General features: G+C 39.9%; 25 protein-coding genes. 16 read left to right on the top strand and 9 right to left on the bottom strand.

Annotated elements, in window-relative coordinates; translation table 11 throughout:
• Positions 1-107 precede the first annotated feature (107 nt).
• The 3 genes from IJ00_RS09930 to IJ00_RS09940 are packed head-to-tail and all read left to right on the top strand — an operon-like array spanning position 108 to position 2,031.
• Positions 108-674 (top strand): TIGR04376 family protein, encoded by a 567-nt coding sequence (locus tag IJ00_RS09930; RefSeq protein WP_035152565.1) that lies wholly within the window; start codon positions 108-110, stop codon positions 672-674.
• 37 nt (positions 675-711) lie between these two features.
• Positions 712-1,452 (top strand): prolipoprotein diacylglyceryl transferase, encoded by a 741-nt coding sequence (locus tag IJ00_RS09935; RefSeq protein ID WP_035152569.1) that lies wholly within the window; start codon positions 712-714, stop codon positions 1,450-1,452.
• A 3-nt stretch (positions 1,453-1,455) separates the two neighbouring features.
• Positions 1,456-2,031: an ABC transporter permease gene (locus IJ00_RS09940; protein WP_035152572.1), complete on the top strand. Its 576-nt coding sequence runs from the start codon at positions 1,456-1,458 to the stop codon at positions 2,029-2,031.
• Positions 2,032-2,063: 32 nt separating this feature from the next.
• Here the strand turns inward: IJ00_RS09940 and IJ00_RS09945 are convergent, their stop codons facing one another.
• Positions 2,064-2,354, bottom strand: a complete 291-nt coding sequence (locus IJ00_RS09945; protein WP_046814781.1) for a hypothetical protein — start codon at positions 2,352-2,354, stop codon at positions 2,064-2,066.
• A gap of 493 nt (positions 2,355-2,847) precedes the next feature.
• On the opposite strand from IJ00_RS09945, the gene IJ00_RS09950 reads away from it, so the two are divergent.
• Entirely contained in the window at positions 2,848-4,167 is a 1,320-nt protein-coding gene (locus IJ00_RS09950; RefSeq protein ID WP_046814782.1) for a response regulator, read from the top strand.
• Positions 4,168-4,403: 236 nt separating this feature from the next.
• Here IJ00_RS09950 and IJ00_RS09955 read toward each other — a convergent pair whose 3' ends face one another.
• Positions 4,404-5,399 carry a glycerophosphodiester phosphodiesterase gene (locus tag IJ00_RS09955; RefSeq protein ID WP_046814783.1) on the bottom strand — a complete coding sequence of 332 codons (996 nt, stop codon included), beginning with the start codon at positions 5,397-5,399 and terminating at the stop codon, positions 4,404-4,406.
• A 315-nt stretch (positions 5,400-5,714) separates the two neighbouring features.
• Here IJ00_RS09955 and IJ00_RS09960 point away from each other — a divergent pair, with 315 nt between their 5' ends.
• Positions 5,715-7,496 carry a ShlB/FhaC/HecB family hemolysin secretion/activation protein gene (locus IJ00_RS09960; RefSeq protein WP_035152576.1) on the top strand — a complete coding sequence of 594 codons (1,782 nt, stop codon included), beginning with the start codon at positions 5,715-5,717 and terminating at the stop codon, positions 7,494-7,496.
• Between the two features lie 54 nt (positions 7,497-7,550).
• On the opposite strand, the gene IJ00_RS09965 is transcribed toward IJ00_RS09960, so the two are convergent.
• Together IJ00_RS09965 and IJ00_RS09970 are read right to left on the bottom strand one after the other, a co-directional pair.
• On the bottom strand, positions 7,551-8,201 hold the full coding sequence (locus tag IJ00_RS09965) for a hypothetical protein (protein WP_035152578.1): 651 nt from the start codon (positions 8,199-8,201) through the stop codon (positions 7,551-7,553).
• A 214-nt stretch (positions 8,202-8,415) separates the two neighbouring features.
• Positions 8,416-9,051: a hypothetical protein gene (locus tag IJ00_RS09970; protein WP_035152581.1), complete on the bottom strand. Its 636-nt coding sequence runs from the start codon at positions 9,049-9,051 to the stop codon at positions 8,416-8,418.
• A gap of 456 nt (positions 9,052-9,507) precedes the next feature.
• Here IJ00_RS09970 and IJ00_RS09975 point away from each other — a divergent pair, with 456 nt between their 5' ends.
• From IJ00_RS09975 to IJ00_RS09985, 3 genes are all read left to right on the top strand, one after another.
• Positions 9,508-12,075: a CHAT domain-containing protein gene (locus tag IJ00_RS09975; RefSeq protein ID WP_046814992.1), complete on the top strand. Its 2,568-nt coding sequence runs from the start codon at positions 9,508-9,510 to the stop codon at positions 12,073-12,075.
• 87 nt (positions 12,076-12,162) lie between these two features.
• Positions 12,163-12,498, top strand: a complete 336-nt coding sequence (locus IJ00_RS09980) for a hypothetical protein (RefSeq protein WP_035152583.1) — start codon at positions 12,163-12,165, stop codon at positions 12,496-12,498.
• A complete protein-coding gene (locus IJ00_RS09985; RefSeq protein WP_035152587.1) occupies positions 12,491-12,958 on the top strand; it encodes a type II toxin-antitoxin system YhaV family toxin in 468 nt (155 codons plus the stop codon). Before IJ00_RS09980 ends, IJ00_RS09985 begins: the two co-directional genes overlap by 8 nt.
• Positions 12,959-13,326: 368 nt before the next feature.
• On the opposite strand, the gene IJ00_RS09990 is transcribed toward IJ00_RS09985, so the two are convergent.
• Both IJ00_RS09990 and ebsA read right to left on the bottom strand, forming a co-directional pair.
• Positions 13,327-14,418, bottom strand: a complete 1,092-nt coding sequence (locus IJ00_RS09990) for a phosphotransacetylase family protein (RefSeq protein WP_035152591.1) — start codon at positions 14,416-14,418, stop codon at positions 13,327-13,329.
• A gap of 141 nt (positions 14,419-14,559) precedes the next feature.
• Positions 14,560-14,934, bottom strand: coding sequence for a type IV pilus biogenesis protein EbsA (gene ebsA / locus IJ00_RS09995; protein WP_035152593.1), 375 nt, complete (start codon positions 14,932-14,934; stop codon positions 14,560-14,562).
• Positions 14,935-15,532: 598 nt separating this feature from the next.
• On the opposite strand from ebsA, the gene rsgA reads away from it, so the two are divergent.
• The 6 genes from rsgA to IJ00_RS10025 all read left to right on the top strand — a co-directional run bounded on the left by rsgA (position 15,533) and on the right by IJ00_RS10025 (position 21,373).
• Positions 15,533-16,594, top strand: a complete 1,062-nt coding sequence (rsgA, locus tag IJ00_RS10000) for a ribosome small subunit-dependent GTPase A (RefSeq protein ID WP_035152596.1) — start codon at positions 15,533-15,535, stop codon at positions 16,592-16,594.
• Between the two features lie 316 nt (positions 16,595-16,910).
• Entirely contained in the window at positions 16,911-17,372 is a 462-nt protein-coding gene (locus IJ00_RS10005; protein WP_035152599.1) for a cupin domain-containing protein, read from the top strand.
• A gap of 141 nt (positions 17,373-17,513) precedes the next feature.
• A complete protein-coding gene (locus tag IJ00_RS10010) occupies positions 17,514-18,944 on the top strand; it encodes a WGR domain-containing protein (protein WP_035152602.1) in 1,431 nt (476 codons plus the stop codon).
• A gap of 102 nt (positions 18,945-19,046) precedes the next feature.
• Positions 19,047-19,580 (top strand): GNAT family N-acetyltransferase, encoded by a 534-nt coding sequence (locus IJ00_RS10015; RefSeq protein WP_035152605.1) that lies wholly within the window; start codon positions 19,047-19,049, stop codon positions 19,578-19,580.
• A 427-nt stretch (positions 19,581-20,007) separates the two neighbouring features.
• Positions 20,008-20,859 (top strand): nucleotidyltransferase domain-containing protein, encoded by an 852-nt coding sequence (locus IJ00_RS10020; RefSeq protein ID WP_035152608.1) that lies wholly within the window; start codon positions 20,008-20,010, stop codon positions 20,857-20,859.
• Positions 20,860-20,881: 22 nt separating this feature from the next.
• Positions 20,882-21,373, top strand: a complete 492-nt coding sequence (locus tag IJ00_RS10025; RefSeq protein ID WP_035152612.1) for an ATP-binding protein — start codon at positions 20,882-20,884, stop codon at positions 21,371-21,373.
• A gap of 45 nt (positions 21,374-21,418) precedes the next feature.
• Here the strand turns inward: IJ00_RS10025 and IJ00_RS28925 are convergent, their stop codons facing one another.
• Both IJ00_RS28925 and IJ00_RS10030 read right to left on the bottom strand, forming a co-directional pair.
• Positions 21,419-21,559 carry a hypothetical protein gene (locus IJ00_RS28925; protein ID WP_168163456.1) on the bottom strand — a complete coding sequence of 47 codons (141 nt, stop codon included), beginning with the start codon at positions 21,557-21,559 and terminating at the stop codon, positions 21,419-21,421.
• Positions 21,560-21,796: 237 nt separating this feature from the next.
• Positions 21,797-23,350, bottom strand: a complete 1,554-nt coding sequence (locus tag IJ00_RS10030; protein ID WP_035152614.1) for a DUF262 domain-containing protein — start codon at positions 23,348-23,350, stop codon at positions 21,797-21,799.
• 551 nt (positions 23,351-23,901) lie between these two features.
• Between IJ00_RS10030 and IJ00_RS10035 the strand changes: the two genes are divergently transcribed.
• Together IJ00_RS10035 and sigZ are read left to right on the top strand one after the other, a co-directional pair.
• A complete protein-coding gene (locus IJ00_RS10035) occupies positions 23,902-24,447 on the top strand; it encodes a DUF2703 domain-containing protein (protein WP_046814784.1) in 546 nt (181 codons plus the stop codon).
• Positions 24,448-24,492: 45 nt separating this feature from the next.
• Positions 24,493-25,077 (top strand): RNA polymerase sigma factor SigZ, encoded by a 585-nt coding sequence (gene sigZ / locus IJ00_RS10040; RefSeq protein WP_035152615.1) that lies wholly within the window; start codon positions 24,493-24,495, stop codon positions 25,075-25,077.
• Positions 25,078-25,172: 95 nt separating this feature from the next.
• Here the strand turns inward: sigZ and IJ00_RS10045 are convergent, their stop codons facing one another.
• Positions 25,173-25,568: a hypothetical protein gene (locus tag IJ00_RS10045; protein ID WP_238178487.1), complete on the bottom strand. Its 396-nt coding sequence runs from the start codon at positions 25,566-25,568 to the stop codon at positions 25,173-25,175.
• Between the last annotated feature and the right edge of the window lie 419 nt (positions 25,569-25,987).

The raw sequence follows: 25,987 nt of genomic DNA on the forward strand, positions 1-25,987 counted from the left end.
ATAGGGCTTCATGAATAACCGTCTCATACTCCGATTTGGTTACACTAGAATAATTAGGGAGTTTCAGTTACCCTGAAAAGGCATACTTGACCTGTGGAGTTGTGACAGTGGGCTTATTTGACGATGTGAGTCGGTTTTTGGAAAGTCGTTTAGAGGAATTCTTGCGTAATAACCCCCATTTGGAGTTAGAAGCACTACTCGAACAACTACGAGAACAAGAAGAAGATACCCTGAAATTGATTGCAGATTTGCAGGTACAGGAGAAGCGATCGCAGGAAGAAATTCTCACAACTGCTCAGGAGATTCAGAGGTGGCATATTCGGGTGCAAAAAGCTCAAAATGCCAACAGAGAAGACTTAGCAGTCAAAGCACAGGCAAGGGAAGCGGAATTACTGCGACAGGGGAATCAACAATGGGGACAAATGCAGGGTGTGAAAGAACGCATTAGCCAAGCTAAGGAATTGCTCGGTAAAATCCAACAACGTCGCCAAGAAGTGCAAGCAAAGGCAACGGAAGCACAAACAGCACGCACCCAAGCACAAACACAGCAGCGTGTGGAAACTAACGCTTGGCGCAATAAAAATCCAACTAATTATGATGAGTTAGAAGCACAATTTAGTCGTTGGGAAACGGAAGCAGAATTAGAGCAAATGAAGCGGAATATGGGTAAGTAACATTCAATTATTTTCAGTCAATTATTCCACGAATTCCATGACCTTTCCTGTATATTTTTGGTTAGGTTCCCTGCGGATACATCCGCATTTTTTATTTGAGGCGATCGCCTACCTAACAGGGTTAATTTTAGTTCTCTACAATGCTAATCAAGCCAAAATTTCATCCTCACAACTAGCGATCGTCAGCGTCACTGGATTAATCGGCGCTTTCATTGGTGCTAAGGTGTTGAGTTGGTGGCAATATCTACCTTTGTTACTCCCCAATCCCCAGGCAATGATTTTGCTCTTATTTTCCGGTAAAACCATTGTTGGTGCAGTGATTGGTGCGGCAATTTGTATAGAACTTGTCCACAAAACCTTCTATCCTCAAGATAATATCAGTGATATTCTGGTCTATCCAGCTATTATCAGTACGGCAATTGGTAGAATAGGTTGCTTTCTCACCGGATTGAGCGATCGCACCTACGGAATTATCACCAACCTACCTTGGGGAATCGATTTCGGAGATGGTGTTTCTCGTCATCCCACCCAAATCTATGAAATTATTTTTTTACTGATTCTGCTAATATTTTTACACAACCATCGTCACTACCAATACAAATCTGGTGATTTATTTAAATTTTATTTAGTTTCCTATCTAAGTTTTCGTTTTTTGGTAGAATTTGTCAAACCAGATTATCCGATATTTCTCGGATTAAGTGCCATACAAATCGCTTGTCTGATAACTCTGGTATACCTTCGCCACAGCATTTTCTCAATATTGTCAATGAAAACTTGATGCATGGTCAGTAGTATAATTTCCGACTTCATTTCTAGCCTACAATTATTATTTATAGGCTACATTCCTGCCGCCGCAATTGGGATTGTTCTTGGTGTTATCTTAGGTATTAACGGTTTTATCTATCAATTTTTCAAGTGGATAATTAAAATTCCCTATAGCTTTTTGCCCATCACCTTACTACCAATTTTCCTGATTTTATTACCAGAGAAAGAAGCTGCCAAAATAATCATTGTTTTTCTCAGTTCTCTTTGGTCAATTATTCTCAATACCTCAACAGGTATACATTTAGGACGGAATCAAGGCAATAATTTTCGCATAGTCATTAATCGCATTTTTGATGGTTTGCAATTCGCAATTTGGGTTGCCTGGTTAGTTGTAATAACCATGGAAATGTTAATTGGAAATCAAGGTTTAGGATATTTAGTATGGAATAGTTACAAAACAAATAACTATAATTCTATGGTTCAAGGTGTTATCTATATTAGTGTAATTGCTTTTCTCTTAGACCAACTCCTTGAAATTACAGGCAATATTCTAGCTCAACTTGTCTCTGAAGGGAAAAAATCTGATACATAGTTCACCTGCTCACATCAGATAAATTCCATTATTTATGGAGATAAGTTTTCTCCTTCGGAAATTAAAATATTCTTGCTTTCACTCTCAACCCCTAAGAAATTAGCAGTATCTATTTCCAGAGAAGAATCAATTTGCTCTACAGGGGTTGCTATCATCTTTTCATTTTTGAGATAAGTACCAAAAAGTTTGTCATAATTAGAAGCAACCGCAAGAAATGCACCCCCTAAGATATAAATAGGTAGTGGCAAAGAAAGCTCCTCTATCCAATCGAAAAATTGTGCTAAGGCAAATAACAACAAAAAGCAAGCAATCCAAACTTTCATCCTGATATTCCTAACTCGATACAGATTTCAGCAATTTTATGAGATTGCATAACATTTTATAGCAGCCTCGATAAAATAACATAGTTACTGATGTCAATTTTGCCTTGAATCTGATAAATTTTACTTGTTATCCGCAATATCTTATACTAATTTTCCCAATACCACAGATATACTTGGGTAAGGATTGGTGTGTAAACTCGTGACAATACCCAACCCACCATAGGTATAGATACTCTTAACCTCCCACCTCTAACCCTTGCAGCTTTAAATCTAGGCTGTATTTCAATGTCATGGCTATGTGTAGCAATTATCGCGGTCAATTAAGTAGTAATTCGGTGTAGGCACGTTTTAAATAATACTATAATAGCATATATGTTATGAAATAATTAAAATCATTGGTCTATCTTTGATTTTGATTAATAAATTTGTATGTTTTTCTTATCGTCAGAATCATTTTCTCGGTTGATGAATCATCAACGACAACCATCCAATTATGACTACTAATATTAATATTACTATGGATAATGGTGATTTCAAAAAAGAGAAGAAAGAACTAATTTTAATAGTTGATGATAGTCAAGCTAGTTTAGATTTTTTATTTGTCACCTTAACTGAAGCTGGTTATGATGTGGATATTTATCAGCGTGGGGAGATAGCTGTTGGTGAAGCGACAAAACAACAACCCAGTCTGATTTTACTAGACGTGATGATGCCGAGTATGGATGGGTTTGAAATCTGTGAAAGATTAAAAAGTCAGCCAGAAACTAGGGATATTCCGATTATATTTATGACAGCTTTGACGGATACGCAAGAAAAAGTCAAAGGTTTATATTTAGGTGCTGTAGACTATATCACTAAACCTTTTCAACAGGAAGAGGTTTTGGCAAGAATTAAAGTACACTTGAACTTAAGACGGTTAAATTTAGAGCTAGATGAGCAAAAGCAGGAGTTAGAAAAAAGGGTTTTAGAGAGAACATCAGAACTTTCTCAAGCGCTGGAAGAATTGAAAAAAACTCAATTACAATTAGTACAGAGGGAAAAGACATCTTCCCTAGGGCAAGTTGTATCTGGGGTTGCCCATGAAGTCAATAACCCCCTAGGATTTATTTCTAATAATATTAATTATGCAAATCAGTATGTTGCAGATTTAATTCATCTGATTCAACTATACAAACAACACTTTCCCCTTCCTGGTGATGAGATAGAAAAAATTAGTGAGAATATAGATTTAGAACACATCCTTGATGATTTACCTAAGGTAATTTCGTCGATGAAGTTGGGTAGCGATCGCATTCAGCAAATCATGTATTCCTTGCGTAAGTTTTCCCTTGCTGATGAATATAAGAAAAAAGCAGTAGATATTCATGAAGGGATAGAAACTACTTTGATGATACTGCAACATCGTTTAAAAGAGACTCGTCAACGTCCGACGATTAAATTGTTTAAAGAATACGGAAATTTACCAAAAATTGAATGCTTTCCGGGGCAGTTAAATCAAGTATTTTTAAATTTGCTCAGTCATGCAATTGATGCGTTAGAAGATAATATGAGTAATCCGGCAATTACGATTCGCACAATGATAGATAAAACGCACTTAACAATTAGCATTGCTGATAATGGAGGCGGGATGTCTGAGACTTTTATCAATCAAATGTTTGTACCTTTTGTAGGAGAAAAATTAAAAAATCAGGATACATCCTTAGGGCTTTCTATTAGCCATCAAATTATCACTCAAAAACATGGTGGAGAGTTGAAATGTATCTCGATTGAGGGTGAAGGAACTGAGTTTTGGATTTATTTACCTGTAAATTAGTTGAGAATGCTTTTGGTGTTCTATGAGATAATAGTATATATCACATTTTTTTGATATCAGAAGAGATTTATTAATTGGAAAATAGATTCTCAGGTAAATATAGCTAATTATTGCTAGATTTGAGCAGATGAATACAATTTGTTGAGGGTTATTTATTTAATCAATTACTTCTCGTGGCATAATAATAAATTTCTTCTAGAGGTTTGGGAATATTAAATATCTCACCATCTATTTGTTTAATTATGAGAATTAGAGAATTGCCCTAAGCTGAAAATAGCAATATTCGGAAAATCACTAAATATTCCATCGATACCTAGGGAGTAAAATAATTCGTACTCTTGTTGGGGATTATCGGCAAAATTTGCGGGTAGAAATTCATTTTCATTGCGAAAAGTCCACCCATGTACAAGTAAATTCACATGATGCGCATCCTGAATCAGTGAAGTTGGTGCTTGTAAATAATTTTGATGGTTTCTAGGTACGATTAAATCCTTATGCACACCGATTGCTTGAGCATAACTGGCAATTTTGCTTAAACCTGTGGGTGTAATTAAATCTTGATAGGTACGGGTACCTTGCTTGAGAGTAAAATCGTAGGGTTGCCCATGGTGATTAATTAATTGTACTAGAGGGAGTTGGGTTTTTTCTGCTAAATATTGTAGGTTAGCAACTTCAAAGGATTGGATGAAAATCGGCGCATTTTTATCTTGATATCCATGATGATGTAGGAGAGTAATCAAACTATCTTCTAAGGGTAAATTAATATTTTGAAAATAAGTTGGGTGCTTAGTTTCGGGGTAGATACCAATTTTGCGTCCCGTTGTTTGAGTTTTCTCTTTGACTAAATCAATAATTTCTGTCAGAGTTGGGATAGGATATATACCGTTGTATGCAGTATTTTGTGGTCGTAAATGGGGAATACGTTCTTGAGTATATAGGGTTTTGATTTCTGCTAGGGTTAAATCTTCAGTAAACCATCCCTGGGTAACTTTACCATCAATAATTTTGCTAGTTTGTAAATGGGCAAATTCAGGATGAAGAGAGATATCTGTGGTTTGAGAAATTTCATTTTCGTGACGAGCAATTAATACACCATCTTTCGTTATCACTAAATCTGGTTCAATATAATCAGCACCCATATCAATAGCTAATGCGTATGCAGCTAAAGTATGTTCGGGAAGGTATCCACTAGCACCACGGTGGGCAATAATTATGGGTTTATTTGCATACATAGGAATTCATCGATACAAAGGGTGAGGAAAAAAGTTATAAAGAAATAATAATTCAGCAGGATGGGAGGTGGAGGGAGAAAGAGACAAGAATAATATTTCCGCAAAAGTGTAGATATGTTGTCCTCAGATGTGGGAATATTGGTAATATCATTTCTTTGCGAAGTTGCGCTATATTACCAAGTTGTATTTTACCCCTATCCGCCTCCGGCACCTTTCCCCTTGGTAAGGAGAAAGGAAGAGTTTTTGTTGCATCTTCATGGAGAATTGGTATAACAATACTCCAATTTAATTTCACAAAATCTTTTAGCATCTATCATGAGTCATCATTCATCCTCAAAATGCCATATTCATTTTTGGCTGATTTCGTTGATAATGACTGTCATGGGGGATGTAGTCAATATAAAATCTTTAAAGGCAGAAGCTTCATCTCAAAAATTATCTCCAGCTTTCAAGCTAACTCAAAATACTCCTCGACAAAATCAACCACCCTCCAATCAACCCCTACCGGAAGCAACCCCTGTAACTCCTCTCCCCTCCCCAGATGAGTTGTTGCAACCACCGAAAACTAATCCGGAGCAAACTCCACCCAGTGATGTACCAGAAACTATTACTGTGGAAAGATTTGAGGTGATGGGAAGTACGGTATTTTTCCCCGGAGATTTTGCCAAGGTGACTGAACCTTACACCCAACGTCCGATTAGTTTAGCAGAATTGTTTCAGGTGCGATCGCTCATTACTCAGTTGTATCTCGATCATGGTTATATCACCTCTGGAGCATATATTCCACCCCAAAAGCTACAAGGCGGAACCGTGAAAATACAGATAGTTGAGGGTGGTTTGGAAGGGATAAAGGTCAGGGGTACAAGGCGCTTAAATCCCAACTATATCAGGAGTCGCTTGGCTTTGGTGACAGGGAAACCTCTCAAGCGCGATCGCCTATTGCGGGGGTTACAATTATTACAGTTAAATCCTCTGGTTGCAAATATTTCGGCGGAACTTGCTGCGGGTACAGAGGTGGGAGAGAGTGTATTAGAAGTGACGGTACGGGAAGCAAAAAGTTTTGATGTCACCTTGAGTGCTGATAATGGGCGATCGCCATCGGTGGGAAGTTTCCGCAGACAGTTGCAGGTGAGTCAGGGGAATCTCTTCGGTTTAGGTGATGGTTTGAATGTCAGTTATACTAACACGGATGGTAGCAATGCCTTTGATTTAAGTTATAGTCTCCCCCTCAATCCCCGGAATGGCACTTTGGCTGTGAGTTACGGCACATCTAGTAGTAATGTGATTGAACAGCCTTTTAGTGTGTTGGATATTCAGTCAGAATCTCGCTACTATGAGTTAACTTTGCGTCAACCTCTGATGCAGACTCCTACCCAGGAATTTGCCGTGGGTATAACTGCTACTAGACGGGAGAGTGAAGCTAGTTTTTTGAATGGAGAAATACCTTTTCCTGCTTCCGGTGCAGATAAACAGGGTAGAACTCGCATATCTGCGTTGCGGTTTTTCCAAGAATGGACACAACGCAATAATAGGGAAGTTTTAGCAGGGCGATCGCAATTTAGTATTGGTTTAGATGCCCTCAATTCCACGATAAATAATACCGCCCCTGATAGTCGTTTCTACGCATGGCGGGGACAAGGGCAATGGGTACGTCTCCTAGCTCCCGATACCTTCATCTTACTCCGTGGGGATATTCAGTTTAGTGACCGTCCTCTACCCCCCTTTGAGCAATTTGGCATCGGTGGCATAGAAAGTGTCAGAGGATACCGTCAAGATGCCCTACTCACTGATAACGGCATATTTGCATCCGCAGAGGTAAGACTACCCATTGCCCGTTTTTCCCCAGGTAGCAATCTACTACAACTAACTCCCTTCATCGATTTTGGTACAGTTTGGAACCGCCAAGGTAGACCCAACTCCGCAGGTGAATTAAAAAATGATACCCTATTATCAGTAGGATTAGGGCTACGCTGGCAACTAGAAGACCATCTGACAGCCCGCTTAGAGTGGGGTATTCCCTTAATTGATATTGGTGGAGAGAGAAATTCCTGGCAAGACAACGGTATTTATTTTTCTATCGTTGGTCATCCTTTTTAAGGATAGGAATTACAACTAAATTATTCACAGGTTGATATTACAATTATAGCATTTTTATTGATGATTAGAGCGCAATTTTTCTAAAAAAGCATTAATTTCTTGAGCTAACCATTCCTGCTCGTATCTAAACAATCCTAAGCCAAATTTATGAGAGCGAATCCCTTGATTTAGGCATAAATATCCTTGATAGCCTACTTTTTTTAAGGTATTGAACTCTACAACTTTCACAGAACTTAAATCTTTCGTTTTTCCAGTTACATGGTAGTTAAGACCTAAAAAGCTCCAATCATAAACAAAAGTACGTTCATTTATTAATAGTTTGAACTTTGAGGATTGAGAGATAATAATATAATCAGTTTCCAGGGTAAATCGCAATGGAGAAAGTCCAACCAAAACTAATATAAGCAAGGCTGGTATTGACAGTTGAGATACTATTAAATATATCAGAGAAACTACTATAAATACCATGAGGATATTCATTAAAATTAAAGCAGGGATAAATATAATCATCACAATCCCTAGACATCCGTTGATTACATTTAAAGCTTTTGTATCTGATTTCTTTATAGTATTCTGCAATGGATGTATACAAACAGTTAAACCAAAATCTGTTTTTTTGAATTCAATTCTATTCCCAAATGGTTTAGAATAGTAATGGTTTGGAACTGAACTATCACTATTACTATTTTCATTATGGTTTGTCATGGATTGAAGCACCTATTTTATAAGATTTTAAAAGATAATCAAGAAAAATTATAATCAGTAAATAACTGTGAAGTAACCGTATTTATACAATGTGATAGCAATTTTTCATTTTATTTTTATAAGTAACCCTCGGTTTCCATCTCTCCCCACATAAAAAGGTCATCTGTAGCTGAGAATATGAATCATCTTTGAGAGATATTGAACTTTTGATTATTCACTTAGGTTCAATAAATACTTTCCATTCTTCGTTTACTTGATAGGTGATAAATGATTCGTGAAGCTGTAAAAAATCTATTAATTTCATTCCTGATGCTAGATTATTGAGTAATGGTTTAACAGGTTGTTTATAAACTTGGTAAAAATATTTACATAAATTGATAATCTCTAAAGATTCCTCTGGTGAAAATACCTGTAAATCATTTAAGATACCAACTAAAGCTTGGTAAAAATCTTCAGAATTATGGATATTTGGTATATGTTTGCAAAGTTGATGATTAACAATGTTGTTTTTGAAAGTAGTTGTTCTACATCTAATTTTTTTATCCCTGAGCTTCACAACTGTTTGAATTTTATGAGAAGTCTCCTCAGCTATAGGAGCTTCTTCTTGAAAATCTTGAGGTACAGTATTTGTCCTAACTGAATAAAAAATCCCAAAATCTTCAATTGATGCAATATAAACTCTTGAATAAGTTCTATATATACGAAAATCATTATTAGTAACATCTCCAAGAGAAATCATTATATTATACTTTTGTTGACAAATTTGAATAATGTCGTTGACATCAACCCATTGTTTACCTAATCGTAATGATTCTGATGCAACAATTTTTTTAATTAAATCTATTTTCATTTTAAAGTTATGGTAAATATTGTGTTAAATGATAATTACTAAGAACTGGATATCTTAGATACATTTGCCAAAGCTTGTTCTTTGACTTATTACATGTGCTATATCTGAAAATATAGCTTTTGAGCTTTTCCCAACCTTCAGTTGAATTTTGTCTATCTTAAAAAGTTCGTCAGAATAAAACTCCATCAGGCAAGCATCATATTTGATGCACGGTAGTATTAACTGCATCTTATGCGCTTAATTATTTTGATGTCATCCGAGAATATTAGGAAGTTAATACAGATGGAGATTTATCAGCCAGTCTATTGCAGTATCTAGCTCAACTAATTGGTACATCCTTTTACCAGGATAGTGGAGTTTAAAATTGATGTCATAGTAAATAGGTTTATTTTCAGGCTATTTTGGTGGAAGATAGGTACAGTTTTCTCAGGGAATTGTAGAGGGATGGGGGAAAGAATGACTATTTTCAGGTTGATGAAAAAATGGCGCATTGCATTAATTTGTTTATTGATGATTTTATTTGTCAACTCTCCAACTTGGGCAAACATTCCCACAATTCCTACTGAAAAAATTACCTCTTCTTTAGCTGATGGCAAAGCTCTGTACGATCGCGGACGTTATCACGAAGCAGCGCAAGTATTACAACAGGTTGAGCAAAATTATCGACACCAGGGAAAAACTTTAGAACTGGCAGTAACATTGAGTAATCTGTCTCTAGCACATCAGCAGTTGGGAAATTGGACAGAGGCAAGGGCGGCGATCGCGGAAAGTTTAAGTATTTTAGGCTACGGCAAAACAGAGAATCTTACCCATCCTCTGATTGTGGCGCAAAGTTTAGATATTCTGGGCAAACTGCAATTAACCACCGGGGAAGCAGAGACTGCGGTGAGAACTTGGCAGAAGTCTGAGAAGATTTATCTACAACTAAAATCTGGGGCAGTTACACCCAATCGACTCAATCAAGCCCAAGGGTTACGTATTGCAGGTAACTACACCCAGGCAGTGAAAATACTGGAGGAATTGGGGAAGAATTTCCAAAATCAGCCTGATACCCTAGAAAAAGCCAGGGCACTGCGATCGCTAGGTGAAACCCTAGAATTAATCGGCAATTTAGCCCCATCCCAAACCGCCCTCACAGCCAGTCTGGCGATCGCGCAAAAACTCAACTCCAATGCAGATATCGCCGCCAGTCTCCTGAGTTTAGGAAACAACGCCCGCAGTCAGCAAGAAATTACCTCAGCCCTCTCCTATTACCAACAAGCAGCCGCAACTGCCCCCTCCACACTGCTGCAAACCCAAGCCCAACTCAACCAGTTAAGTCTGCTCATCTCTGCAAAAAAATATACCGCCGCCCAAACCCTGATTCCTGCCATTGCCACCCATTTACAGCAATTAACCCCTAGCCGTGCAGCCATCTACGCTCAAATCAACTTCACCCAAAGTCTGGTAAAAATACCATCATTACCAACCGACAATCAGACTTCCCCCTCCCAAATCCTCGCCACCGCCATCCGCAACGCTCAAACCATCGGCGACAAGCGCGCAGAAGCCTACGGTTTAGGCACTCTAGGGGGATTATATGAACGCAATGGACAGCTAGCAGAAGCACAAAAACTCACCCAACAAGCCCTCCTATTATCCCAGGGTAGCAACGCCCCAGAAATTAGCTACAGATGGCAATGGCAACTAGGTAGACTACTCCAAGCCAAGGGAAATATTCCAGGGGCGATCGCAGCCTATGATGCTACCGTATCCACCCTCGAATCCTTGCGTAGTGACTTAGCCGCCGTCAACCCCGAAGTCCAATTCAACTTCCGTGATAGCGTTGAACCCGTTTACCGCGAATCCGTCGCCCTCCTGCTCCAAAGTCTCCAGGGTAAAGCCGACGAAAAAACCCTCGAAACAGCCCGCCTCCGTATGGAAGCCCTACAACTCGCCGAGCTCGATAACTTTTTCCGCGAAGCTTGTCTGCAAGGGCAAAAAGTCATTCTCGATCAAATCGTAGACAAAGATAACCCCACCGCCGCCATCCTCTACCCCATCATTCTCCCAAATACCCTACAAGTCATCGTCAAAATTCCCCAAAAACCCCTGAAATACTACAGCACCCCAGTTTCCCAGATAGAAGTCGAGAAAACCATCAGCCAACTCCGGCAAAACCTGATCAAACCCTCCGCCATCAAAGCCATCAACACCGACTCCCAAAAACTCTACAACTGGCTAATTCAACCCATCGCCTCAGAATTACAAACCAGCAATGTCAACACCCTAGTTTTTGTCCCCGATGGTGCTTTACGTAACATCCCCCTAGCATCCCTCTACGATGGCAAAGCATACCTGATTGAAAAATATGCCGTTTCCCTCAGTGTCGGCTTGCAACTTCTCAACCCCAAACCCTTACTACGCAAGCAACTTAACGCCCTCACCGCCGGACTCACCTCACCCCCCGCCAACTTTAGCCAATTTCCTCCCCTCCCTGCCATCAAAGCCGAATTGCAACTCATTACCGATGCAGGAGTACGTACCACCCAATTACTCGACCAACAATTTACAACCAAAGCCTTAGAAAATAAAGTCAATACCGCCCCCTTTAATATCCTCCATCTCGCCACCCACGGCGAATTCTCCTCCCGCGCCGACAAAACCTTTATTCTCGCCGCCGACGGACCCATCAATGTCATCCAATTTGATAGTATTCTCCGGGGTAGGGTGCAAAATAAACCCGATGCGGTACAACTTCTAGTACTCAGTGCTTGCCAAACTGCCGCCGGTGATAACCGTGCCGCCCTAGGATTAGCTGGAGCAGCCATTCGCGCCGGTGCCCAAAGTACCGTAGCCTCCCTGTGGCAAATTGACGACGAATCCACAGCCCAATTTGTCGGTGAGTTTTATCAACAGTTGAAAAACAGTAATATTACCAAGGTGGAAGCCCTACGTCGTGCCCAATTAAGCCTACTCAAACACCCGAACTACAACGCCCCTAGTTTTTGGTCTGCCTATGTTTTAATTGGTAATTGGTTGTAATGTAGCGTTTCCCAATCAGATGAAATACAACTTCCCCAAAGTCTCTCCACAAATTGCTATTATGTAAGTACATCACGTATGTACATCATGAGCAACCCCTACAAAATTCGTAGCACTAAAATTGGTAACAGTGCGGGATTTCGATTGCCAGCAGATTTTTACCGCGAATATCCCCAGTTTGCGAATGCTTCCAGTTGGATAGAAGTATTGTCTCCCTACACCGCGATCGTCAAAATTATTCCCGAATCTATTGAAGAAGAGGAGGAGGTCGATTCGCTAATTATGCTGCTATTTCTCGACTTTGCCACGACGGAAGCATTAAAAAATAATAGCTTGCAACCTTACACGACCGAAATGTCTGAGGCTGCAAATAAATTAATTGAGGGTGTGGAATTAGAGGACGAATTGCTCGAAGATGGCTAATTTTGTCAGTAATGGTTGGGAGATTTATTTTCATCCACAACTATTTGGAACTCAGTACCAAGAATTGTTCGACCGTGTTTCCAAATTAAAGGAAAAGCTACCAAATAGTGAGTTTAAAACCCATGCAACGGTGAAGTTATTCGCTGCTATTACTGTTGCCGTTGAAACCAAAATCCCTTCCGATCCTTTTGCGAGCTACTTTGCTTTGACAGGAGCATTAAAACGCTACGGAAGAGTTAAGAAAATGGGTTTACCGGAGAGATATCGGTTATTTTTCCGGGCTTTTGATACACCCGAATTAAAAGCGATCGTGATTTTGTGGTTAGGATTTCCCCGCAAAGAGGGAGCGAAAGATGATTGTTATCAAGTGTTTACCAAAATGGTTGCGCGGGGGACATTTCCAGATAGCTTTGATGAATTAATTGCAGAAACCGAAATAATCCCTGATGAGAACAAGTAAAATTTAATATTCCTGAAATTAATTAATTTGGTGATATGGAACCTATCTCCTGTCACAATAGCGTTTGGAAAAATTTTATCGATTGAATTCTTATTAAGGGTAAAAGGCAAGAGATATGAAAAAGGTTTAGGGTGTTGAGTATAGGAAATGCTGCTTCCATATCACAGCAAAGGGAATAGTTACCTAAGTTCAGATTATTTCCCTCGTATCATATTTTTCCCTACACTCTAACCCTTACACCAATTCACGAAAACTCTGATAGATATAGATTTTGCGTAGGAGTTTAGTAATACTTGAACCCCTACGTATTTATATCATCATTAAACTGTGGTAGAAATTATCACAATGGCAAAATTAATTGATAATTTTTAGGATAGGGCAGTGGCTGGACTCAAACCCAGAAGGTTGAGTAAACGGTCAACATCAAAATGTTCATCCATCAGATGACGAATACAGTGGACTTTGATTGGTTCGTGGACACGGACTTGCCCAAAAGTGCGATCAACTATTTCCACGGTGGTGAGTGTATCCAAATCAACAGAGAGAATGGGAATTTCCAACTCTTCGGCACGATTCAGGATAAACGCAGGTGGAGGTAGTTGTCCGGTAAGGATGAGACATTGGGTAGAAGTTTCCAAGGCAGCTTGTTGAATTTCAATGCGATCGCCACCGGTGACAACTGCCATATTTCGACGTTTGCGGAAATATTTCACGGCAGAATTGACATTCATCGCCCCAATTGCTAGACTCTCGACCATTAAATCTAGGCGATCGCCACGACAGAGAACCTCAGCTTTGAGTTGGTGAACCAATTCCCGAACACTGACACTTCGCAACAAGTCACTTTTCGGCAAAATACCCAGCACCGGAATATCTCGCTCTTCCAAAAAGGGACGGATGATAGTATCAACAGCTTGTAGTTGTTCTGCGGGTACGTCGTTGATCACAGCACCAATTAACCTGTTTCCTAGACGCTGTTTAGCAGAGATTAACCCTTCCACAGAAAGCAAGGACTGATAGCGGACAATCAGGATAATAGCAGCGTCTACTACCTCCGCAACCTGGGGTAAAGATAAACCAAATAGACTACCCTCTTGCAAATTGCCTGCCCCTTCCAGCAGCACCAAATCACCTGGAGATGTTGGTTGTTGTTGTAAGAGAGATTTTTGATAGTCTATTTTGTCTTCACCGCGTAATCTTCTTTGCACCGAGATATCATCTAAAGCTAACATCGTCGGTATTATCCGGTTTTCTGGGAGGTTGAGACTGGCAGAAATAAATTGCACATCGTCTTCAACCAAACTATCACCAGACTCACTTAAACAAGTTCCTAGAGGTTTGCCATAGGCAATGTCTAGTCCCTTTTGCTGTAGTAGATGAGACAACCCCAGCACTGTTGCAGATTTACCACTATAGGCTTCTGTGGAACCAATCAGCAAATATCTAGCGGATTTTGGCACTAATGCACTCCTAGATTTCAAAAGTCAGCACAACCCAGCTTGGTGTTTATTAATTTTAGGACTAGACAAGCGATCGCGGCTGTACATGACTTTGAAATTGTTGAGATTTTCCCATGCTCTGAGGATGGGATTATCGGTAGCCTATTCTTCGATTTTCAATAATTTGCGGTAAAATGGCTGAGAAAAATCTGTAACCCGATAGCGCTTGTAGTTTTCAATCATTTCAATCAGACAGTTAATAAACTCAAAGCTTGCCATCATGATTTCATAGCTCAAATCACCATCTGCATCAAACTGTATTCGGCAACGAGTCAAGTCAGAAGGTAGGGTGGCAACATTCCATGTAGCGACAAAGGGAATATTCTCGCTACCCTCGATTTTACGATGTCCTTCTAAAACCCCTTTTTGATACAGACCAATAGCATAGGGCAAGAAATTGCGCTTAGTTCCTTGGACGTAGGGGAGATATACACTTGCTTGTTGCGGTGTAGCAGGTTGGAGTTGCTCGATAGACATAAACAGAATGTTCCTTAAGCTAGATGACAACCGGAAATATTCATTAGCTGCATCTAGTGTTCCCAAATTTTGCGGAGGATACACATCCACCAAATTGAAATAGCCAATCCCAGGAATTGTACTTATCGGCAATAAATCTATCCAAACTCGTTGCAGTGGAATACGGAGTTTTCATTACTACGCATCACTTCAGCAAACTATGGAAATCAGCAAATTAGGACGCAAGATAGAATCAATAAATTTTGCTTGGAGAGACTATGAAAATTTTCAGCTTTTCTGGAATCACCCTATCCGCAGTTGTTAATAACTAGATGGCTATGTGTTAAATAGCTATTCTCAAAATATAAATTTGCTCGATTTGACAATAGGAGATTGAACTATGACTGTCTTTACTGCCATCTCTGTCGAAATATCGCCACAAAACCGACGCAAGGAGCAGAATTGTTGGTTTAACTTTCCCTATCTCGCTTTTTCTATCTAGATTTTTCAATCTTGCTTTTCCAATCTAGATAATTAGGTGTAAACAACTTGGGGATGAACTAATATATTCTTCTGCGTGCCTTGTGTCACACAAGTAACACGTATTGAGGAAATTACAATGAATTTGGAATTATGGGGTTGGAATGATTTTTTTGCCAACCACTTTACACCCTACCATCACCAAGGATTTTCGGTGGCTAGGGTTGTAATTGAGTGCAGAAATAGTTACATTCTGCAAAGTGAAAATGCTGAATTATCGGCGGAAGTTACAGGTAAATTACGCTACCGTGCAAACAAACGCCAAGATTTTCCCGCAGTCGGCGATTGGGTTGTGATCCGCGTCAGGGAAAAGGAAAAAACCGCAACTATCCACGAGATTTTACCCCGCAAAAGCAAATTTTCCCGTAAAGCATCTGGTGCGGAAACCACAGAGCAAATAGTAGCCACCAACATCGATACGGTATTTTTAGTGTCTGGTTTGGATGGTGACTTTAACCCCAGACGCATCGAGCGCTATCTAATTCTGGCATGGGAAAGCGGAGCCAATCCTGTAATTGTTCTCAACAAAGCCGATATCTGCCCCAACTTGGAGGAATGTTTGGCAGAAGTTGAGTCAGTTGCTTTAGGTGTACCAATTATCACTATTAGTGCAGCCACGAGTCAAGGATTAGAAGCACTTCAAACATACTTGCAACCGGGACAAACCGTAGCTTTATTGGGTTCTTCCGGGGTAGGTAAATCAACGATTACCAACCAACTCCTGGGTGAAACGGTACAGACAGTCCAAACGGTGCGTCAGGGGGATAATCGCGGGAAACATACTACCACCCATCGGGAATTGCTCCGACTACCCAACAGAGGATTAATAATCGATACTCCAGGGATGCGCGAATTACAGATGTGGAGTGGGGACGAAGGTATATCGGGAAGCTTTGCAGACATTGAGGAATTAGCACAGCAATGTCGTTTTCGCGACTGCCAACACAAACATGAACCGGGTTGCGCGGTACGACAAGCTTTGCAGGATGGGAGTTTGGATGCATCGCGGTTTGCAAATTACCAAAAATTACAGAGGGAAATTAAGTACATGGAAACAAAACAAGACCAAAGGGAATATATTGCCGAAAAGGAGAAATGGAAAAAGATAACTAAAGCGATGCGAAACTATCACAAAGGCTGAGATTCGTTAGGGTTTGCGGTGAAATTTTCACCAAAATATTCGGTTGCATAAAATCATAATAAGTCCCGTGTAAGTAGGTAGGTTGAATTAAATTTAAAATGAGCTAGCAGTACAGAACTCTGATGTCACAGGGTTTGAACGAGTGTGAATCATTTTATAAATAATTATACCAATTCTCTAAAATTAGGCTACAGATGGAATCTACGGAACCATTGCTAAATCTAGATTTTTTAATTGCATTAGCATTAGCTCTCCCGCACGGAGCATTGCGAATTGGTATTACGCCTTCCTACTTACATGAAAAAGGAGAGTCGAAATGAGCGAAGAAACAGTATGCAATGATTCCCAACTCAGTCAGCAATCGCCTCAAACGCTAACTGAATTAATCGTCATCCGTCCCGACTCCGAAACCTTAAATCGCAGCAGCTTGCCTAATTTTGTTGGTATCTCTGCGAACACAGTCGGAGCAAAGGCGATCGCCATGTATCTCACAATTATTCCTCCTGGAGCGATCGCCGAACCCCATTTGCATCCAGAACATGAAACTGGAATTTATCTGCTTAAGGGTCGAGTTGAACTCAGGTATGGAGAAGGACTCAGCCAATGTCAAATTTGTGAAGCGGGAGATTTCATTTTCACCCCTCCCGGTATTCCCCATCAACCTCGAAATTTGAGCGCAACGGAACCTGTTTACGTGTTAGCTGCACGCAACGATGCAGATGAGGTCGAGAAAGTTGTCCCCTACAATCTGGAGAAAGAAAAATCAGTAAGTGAATGAAAAATAGTCGGAAAAACCAGCTTTCTTTGAGTCTCTTCTACGGTGTCTCTTCCTTAACGTCTCGACAGGTATTAATTAAATAGTTAAAACAGAACTATAAAATTCACAAAAACTTGATACATACCCTTAATGGAGATGATTATGGCTGAAGAAAAGACATATTTAGAGCTTTCTGAGGCTGACGGAGGCTCCCATAAATTTTACGAAGTTATAGTTAAAGATACCGAATTAATTATTCGATATGGTCGGATTGGGGACTCCGGGCGAATTCAGAGCAAGGTTTATCCTAGCGCAGAGAAGGCACAAGCGGAAGCAAAAAAGAAAATTAACGAGAAGCTCAAAGGTGGTTACGAAGTAGCGATCGCGGGAGTACGTCAAAAACGCAAAATCACACGACGTGCTGTTACTAGTAGCGTATCTTCGGCAAAACAGGCACCAATTTTGTGGAAATTCAAATCCCAATCGTCAGCTTTCGGGATATTTATCGACGCAAATCGTTGTTGGGTAGGCAATCAATCTGGGGAGGTTTTTGCACTCAATCCTCAAGGTGAAGTAATTAATCAGTTTCAATTACCTGATGGTGTGAAGTGTTTAGTTGCTGATGATGCTTGGATTTATGCGGGTTGTGATGACGGCAATGTTTATGATTTGACAGGGAAATTACCACGTTTAGCATACAAAATTGATGAAAACGTCGATATCTATTGGCTAGATATTAAAGATGGGTTACTAGCTGTCTCCGATGGAAATGGAGGATTAACAACAATCGATCATGATGATGAATCCCAATGGACTCGGTTGAGTCAGGGGAATTCCGGTTGGATGGTGCGGTGCGACTCTGATGGGGTTTACCACGGACATAGTAGTGGTGTGACGATGTATGATTACCAAGAAGGTCGTGTGCTGTGGCATCAAAAAACCAAAGGTGCAGTATTATTTGGTTGGCAAGAAGCCTCAACTGTGTATGCTGGTGCAAGCGATCGCAAGGTCTATAGTTTTAGCAAAAAAGGTGAAGTGGGTGCAGTTTATTCATGTAATGCTCCCGTATATTCCTGTGCTGCTACCCTTGATGGTAAATATCTATTTGCAGGTGATAACAGTTCCTCCCTTTACTGCTTCCAAGATTCAGGAGAACTACTATGGAAACTGGGTACCGGTTGCGGTTCAGCCCTTTCTATGCAATTTTTTGATCACCGTGTCTATATAGTTACCACCGATGGTACCTTAGCCTGTATTGATGCTAGCCCCAGCGCGATCGCCGCAGCTCAAGAAGGTAAGATTCCCCAAGCTACAGTCATTAAAGCACCGAATCAAAAAGGTATAGCCCCCTCGGCGGAATTACAATTGGCTGCACCTGCTGAAGTTGCCCAAGGAGTAATAGTTGAATGCTACCGCGAAGGTAGTAAATTGAGAATTCGGGCTGTATCTCCCGGATATAACCCTAACTGGAGAGTTCAGTTCCCCAGGGATATCCGCGTCGAAGGCGATCGCTATTTGGTACAAGAATTGCGAGAATCAGGTAGTGGAGGTTTTTATCGAGTCTTTGGGGATATCAAAAAATTAGTCGATTGACACTCTTCGTTCTAAAAGACTACGGCTGGCTGCCTGATATCATGTTCGGCTAATATAAAGGGATATGGGGGACACCAATGAAGTGGAATAAGCAAGCTCAAAATGATTCCAGTACCTGAAATATTCACGACACCAAGGCTAATTTTGCGTCGTTCTTGCCTTGAGGATGCAGAGGCTATTTTTGAGTATGCGAGCGACCCTCAAGTAATACACTATATGGATTATCGTCCTCGTACAGACATTAACGATGTGATTAAATCTATTACAAATCATCCCTTACTTTGGAACCAAGGAAAAGAATTTATTTGGATTATTACCGTGAAACCTGATGACCGAGCAATTGGTACGATCGCTTGTTGTGTAGAAGGACACATGGCGGATTTTGGCTATTTACTCAATCGCAAGTATTGGGGAAATGGATATGCAACAGAAGCAGGAAATACTGTTGTTGACTGGTTAATGAGTATCCCGGAAATTTACCGAGTTTGGGCAACTTGCGATACAGAAAATCTCCTATCAGCAAGGGTTTTAGAGAAAATTGGTTTAGTGCGTGAGGGGATTTTACGTTCTCATACAATTCGTCCTAATATCTCACCAATTCCAAGGGATGTGTTTATTTATGCAAAAGTACGTTAAACCCTATACTCCCAAGAGACCTTAATCTAATGGGGAGTAGTTATACCAATTCACAATGCTCCCTACGGGAGAGCTAACGCTAATACCAATTCGTAATTCGTAATGCTCCCTGCGGGAGAGCTAACGCTAATACCAATTCGTAATTCGTAATTCGTAATTCGTAATTCGTAATTAAGAAAGTCTTATCTAGTCAGACTTTCAGGGTTTGTATCTGTTTCAATATTTTCGTGAAATGGTATAACGCAATTCGTAATTAATAAATCCTGGTTTGACAAGGGTTTTAGAGCTTGGATATGTTTCAGGATTTTCGTGAAATGGTATTAGCTGTAAACAAATAATTAAATTATCTACACTGCTGAACGCAAATAAGACAGATGTAATACAATTGTAATTTCAACGCTCAATACTCAATAGAGGTAGAGCTAATATGAATCAGCAATTACCTGACTTTATTCATGATGTTGTCGAACGCTTGCAGTCAATCGAGGGGATTGCAACTGTAGCACTCGGAGGTTCTCGTGCAAGAGGTAACTATACCCCTAAGTCAGATGTAGATTTAGGAATTTATTACCAATCAGATAATCCCATTGATGTCATTGCTCTCAATCAACTTGCTTGCGAACTTGATGATAATCATCGTCCTAATTTGATTACACCAATTGGTGGATGGGGAAAATGGATTAATGGTGGTGGTTGGCTTAAGATAAAAAATATACCTGTGGATTTTCTCTATCGTAATGTTGCTCAGGTCAATCGCGTGATTGATGATTGCAGACTTGGGAAAATTACAATTGATTATCAACCCGGACATCCCCACGGTTTTGTCTCCTCAATTTATATGGGGGAAGTTGCGATTTCTTTACCACTTGCTGATTCTCACGGTGTTCTCGCAGCTTTGCAAGCCAAAACCAAACCCTATCCGATAGAACTGCAAAAAGCAACTATTGATACCTTCGCTTGGGAAATTAGCTTTTCGCTGTTTGTTGGGAAAAAGTCTATTGTGCGGGATGATATCGCCTATGCAGCAGGCTGTTGTTTCCGTAGTATTGCTTGTATGAATCAGGTTTTATTTGCACTAAATTGTGAGTACCTACTGAATGAGAAAGGAGCAGTCGCGATCGCGAATAATTTTGCTATGTGTCCGCATAACTATCAACAACGGGTGGAGTCCACTTTGGCTTTGTTAGCAACAAAATCTATCGCGGAAGCTATAGCTATTTTGGACAAAATTGAGCTTGAGTTGAGTCAATGGTATGGCGATCGCCGTTTAGAGATGTGATATTTATCCCAGGATTGGGCAAATGAATGCAAAAGGAACTTTAATATTCTTCTGTGGGAAAATGGGTGCAGGTAAATCCACTTTATCTCGGCAAATATCTCAAGAATTAAATGCAATTCTCTTATCTGAAGATGATTGGTTATCAACTCTTTACCCAGAAGAAATTAAGAATTTTGATGATTACTTGAAATATGCAAACCGCCTCAAACCACTATTAAAATCTCATATCAGAAGCATACTCAATTCGGGAATCTCCGTAGTTATGGATTTTCCAGCAAATACGATAAATCAAAGAGCATGGTTCAAGGATATATTTTTTAATCAAGGCATTCCCCATCGCCTAATATATCTTGATATCGATGATAAAACTTGTATAGAACAAATTGCCCAGCGACGGGAAACCAACCCAGAAAGGGCACTATTTGACACAGAAGAAGTTTTCCATCATGTCACCAGCTTCTTTCAACCACCATCTGCGGAAGAGGAATTCGCCATCGAGATTGTCAAACGTTGAGAATCGCAAGGGGTTTGGTTGCTATCATAATATTGGCAAAAATTTTCAGGCGATCGCTCTAGGGCAAAAACCCAAATTGAAGCGGGATAAAATGCCTTTGGAAGCCTGATTTTTAATCCAGACAGTAAAATCTTTAGACTTAAATTCTAACCCAGATAAATTATTAGCCCAGGGTTGCGATCGCATGAGGGATTATTTCAGGAATAGTGCGAATGTCAAAGAAAATGAGAGGGGGTTGTGTTATGGGGTTGGTAAGTGACTGTGCAGCTTACGCGACGTAAGTCGTTCGCAATCATTACTTGAGATATTTCTATCATGGTTTACACAAAACCTAACGAAGGTAGGGTTAATGAATAAATTACCCCTACGCAAGAATAAGTTTTTCAGTCACATACCTTTTTTGGTTCCGGAAAGGGGTTATTGTCAGTTTTTGTACCCTGTATTGCAATATGGATGAGTTAGTTGTCCATTATCCAAAGTTGCTAAACCTCCATCTTGTTTTCGTTGAACATGATCAATGGAAATAGAATTTCTATGGATGAACCCACCGCATATTTTACATCTAGGCGCAGTTTGTAAAGCCTCTCGCATATAAATTGCACTTTTTTGATTTGTACTGAAATCTTTGGAAACATATTCGTCCTGTTGAACAATATTTTGCAAGGCTAAATAGCTAAATTCATTATTAGCTACAATTTCTTTAATAGATTCTTCACTATTTTTACCAGCTTTGAATGCCGAAACAATATTCAGAAAAAGTTTAGAAATATGAGGATAACTTTTTTGGCTCGATCTATACTTACGATGAATTTGCTGTATCAGATAGTCATATTCAATAATAAATTCTTCAAAAGTACTACGAACATCAATGAAATTATTAACTTTACCGCGTTTATCTAACTCCATTATAAAATCAACTATCGCAAAAAATGATGCTGGTTTATGTCTCCCCTCTTGAGAATAGAAATATACTGCCGGATGCAATCCTAATGATGATGAATGGTTACTATTGAGTCTACGTGAAACTTTTTTAACTTCCTTTAAAAATTTTAAAGTTAGTTCGCCAGTATTGTCATCTGTAATTCCTTTATTATTAGAATCTAATTTATTGACAATATTAACAAAATCTAGAATCAGTGGTAGAGTTTGGGAGCCATACAACTTCCCTCCAACTGGTAAATCAAGAGTTTTTACAGGTGTCTGCAATTTGGGAGCGAAGAGAATAGCGTTAATCTCTGCTGCTAAATCTTGTATTTCGGACTGTAATTCATTAGAGAATAAAGACCAGTACTTATGACCTTTACCACTTCTGATGATTGCGCGTGCTGCTATACTGTTTGGTTTTTTGCGTGATTCAAGAAGCTTTAATTCTGTTTTATCAATTGGAGCAGCTTGCTGGTTGATTTTAAAAAATGAGTTTTCAGCTTTCCTTGCATCACCTTCAACCCATTGAAGTTGTATTGCTAATGCTCCTAGATTCTTAGCATACTTAACTATCTCTGGCTTGACTTTATCAGGATATGTAAGTGCTAATCTGAAATCTTCATACGAACCAATTATCTTATTTATTAATTTTCTAGTTTCCTGAGCAATTTCTAATTGTTCATCAGGAATTGTACCATCATAAAAAAACTTGGATATTTTCCCATCACCATAGTCATCATTTACCCAAGCAGACAATGCACTTAGACGATGGCTCCCATCTATGACGAACAGATACCCCCCTGTACTTCTCCATAGAATAATCGCTGGTATCAAGTCACCTTCAATAAAGCTTCTTATAAGTTCGCAGACTTTCTGACTGTCCCATTCATTTGTTTCCCTCTGAAAGTCCGGTTTTCTGATATTGGAAAAAAAGAAAGAGTCTGCTTTTATATCTTCAATAGAGATAGTTTCTTTTTTCTTTCCTGAATTTATATTTTCTTCTACTTCAAAATCTTCTCTAGCTATTAAAGCATCTAGGTTGACTTTAGCCATAAAAAACCTAATTGATGGACTATCAAAACTATCATAATAACTATATTATAAAGCTGTTATTTATTGCCTTGTCTATCCACAATAGATAGAAAGTATAATATCACAAGTGTCAAAAATATTAGGTTATTCCGTAGGTGTTATGCTTAAAAAACTATAAAATAGCCCATATCCCTTACTGGGTAAGAAAAGGAGCTTTTTATATCAAGGTTTGAGGTTTAGATATAGAATTTAAACTATAACCCCCCGAAAGCGTTGATTTTAAAGAGAAATACCTAATTTCAGTTTAACTTTCAGCATAACACCTACGGAAGAGGCAAATATTATCACTAACGTTTATCTACCCAGCTTGTGGTGACGGAAAATCAACGTACTATTATTGTGATTCGGGCGTAAAGGTAAAATGAAAGAGTATCAATTAAGCCATTTGGTGAGCGATCGCGGTTAGCTCAAACTCTAGATTGTAGGTACTTCTCTAAAACAACGGCTTAACCTTGCGTCCTTTTTTGAAGTGTATCGTCTATCTGAGTGAACCTGAACACAGGAGAAGTGTAATGACCACTCAGAAAGCATTAAACCAATTTCCTCGTACACTGATTATAGAATTGCTGGCAATTGATTTATCTACTTGTTCTCGATGCACGGGTTCGCTCTCCAATTTGGAACAAGCGATCGCCACCCTCCAATCAGTTTTGACTAGCACAGGGACAGTTATCCAGTTCCAGAAAATTTTGGTGGAGTCAGTAGAACAAGCCAAACAGTTGCGATTTATTAGCTCTCCTACCATTCGAGTCAATGGTCGCGATATCATCCTAGATACCACCGAAAGCCTCTGTGGTGACTGTTCAGACATTTCTGGCTCCCCAGGGGGAACGGCGTGCCGCACCTGGTATTATCAAGGTACAACCCATACTGAAGCGCCTGTGGGGATGATTGTGGATGCTATCCTCCGCGAAATTTACCAAAACGAAGTCTCACCGCCTGTTGTTCTCACTCCCATCGAGGTGCCGCAAAACTTGCAACAGTTCTTTGAAAATAAATCGCAAAAGGCGATCGCTTGTTGCAAAAAATCAGCAGTTTCCAGTGGATGCGGATGTTGATAAAACTTGCTCATAAACAGATGTAACGGAAACGGAGAAACTAAGATGGCAGCAACCACGAGTGATGTGAAAGCAATCTGGCAAGAGTTTCACCAACGCTTACGCGGCTTCATCTTGCAACGGGTAAATAATCCCACCGATACCGATGATATTTTGCAAGAGGTGTTTGTTCGTATTTACCAACGCTTGACGACTGTTCGCGAGAGCGATCGCCTACAAAGCTGGGTTTTTGCCATCGCTCGTAATGCCATCATTGACTATTACCGTAAAGTTGATCGACAGCCCGAATTGACCTCCGTAACTGCCCTGGAAACTTTGGCAATGGACGAAGATCCAGAAGTCTTTAATCAGCAGATGGCTGGATGTCTGCGTCCTTTACTCGAACATTTACCAGCACCTTATCGAGAAGCGGTACAGCTTGCCGAATTTGAAGGCATAACTCAAGCTGCGATCGCAAAAGAATTAGGCATTTCCCTATCTGGGATGAAATCACGGGTGCAGCGCGGGCGACAAAAGCTCAAAGATTTGCTGCAAACCTGTTGCGAAATCGAGTTGGATGCTATGGGCAACGTCATTGAGTACGAGATGAAAAATCTGTCGATGTGTCGCTCCTGTGGCTTGACAAAGTAATCGGCTCGAAGATTCGACAGTTATACATTCTTGCCCAACAACCTCTTAACGAGCAATTTTCTAGCAAAAGTTAGGAAGCTATATCTGCTTGTCTATCAAACTGAATTTAATGGAGAAATCTCGTGTTCTACTTCTCCCTTAATGATCAAAGTTTGGAGAGTATCAAATGGATTATAATGTCCTCTTTCCCAACCTCCATTTTGGAAAATAAAAGATAGATAAACCCATTGCTTATGAGCATCTCGGATGACAAGGTTATCGCCCTCTTGGGGTATATAGTCAACATCAAAGCAATTTTTGTCATTGAGATTGAGCAAAACCCAATCTTCCGTTAGTCCCTTACCTATATCCGCCGCAGGAAGCTCGTATAGCCCTTCCATGATTGGCTCGTCGTCGCTTTTATATCTTTTAAATGTAGATAAATACCATTGATACATCTTGGGAGTCGTTGCTTGCTCCTGTTTGTATCGCCTCGAATTTTTGTTATGCACAATAGGTTTTTCTTTATCCTTGCAAGTGCATAATATAAAGCCTTTGTCAAAGTCGCACATAATTTGTAGATATTAAAGTTTGAAGCTTTTTACTCTCTTCCGACTCCTTGGAAAATGTTATTTCTTGGCATTTCGATTTAAATTCTAACCTAGATAAATGATTCGTCTAGGGTTGCGATCGCGTGAGCGGTTATTTAAGGAATAGTAACGCACGCAACAAGAACCGCGATAAGTCTTTGGCTTGACGCTTTGCGTATCGCACTCAGGATAGAATCGGTTTTTAGGCGATCGCACTCAGGATAGAATCGGTTTTTAGGCGATCGCACTTGGGATGGAACAGGTTTTTGAGCGATCGCGCTTGATATGGAATCAGTTTTTGAGCGATCGCCCTTGGGATGGAATCAGTTTTTGAGCGATCG

The organism is Calothrix sp. 336/3 (assembly GCF_000734895.2).
Classification (GTDB): Bacteria; Cyanobacteriota; Cyanobacteriia; order Cyanobacteriales; family Nostocaceae; genus 336-3.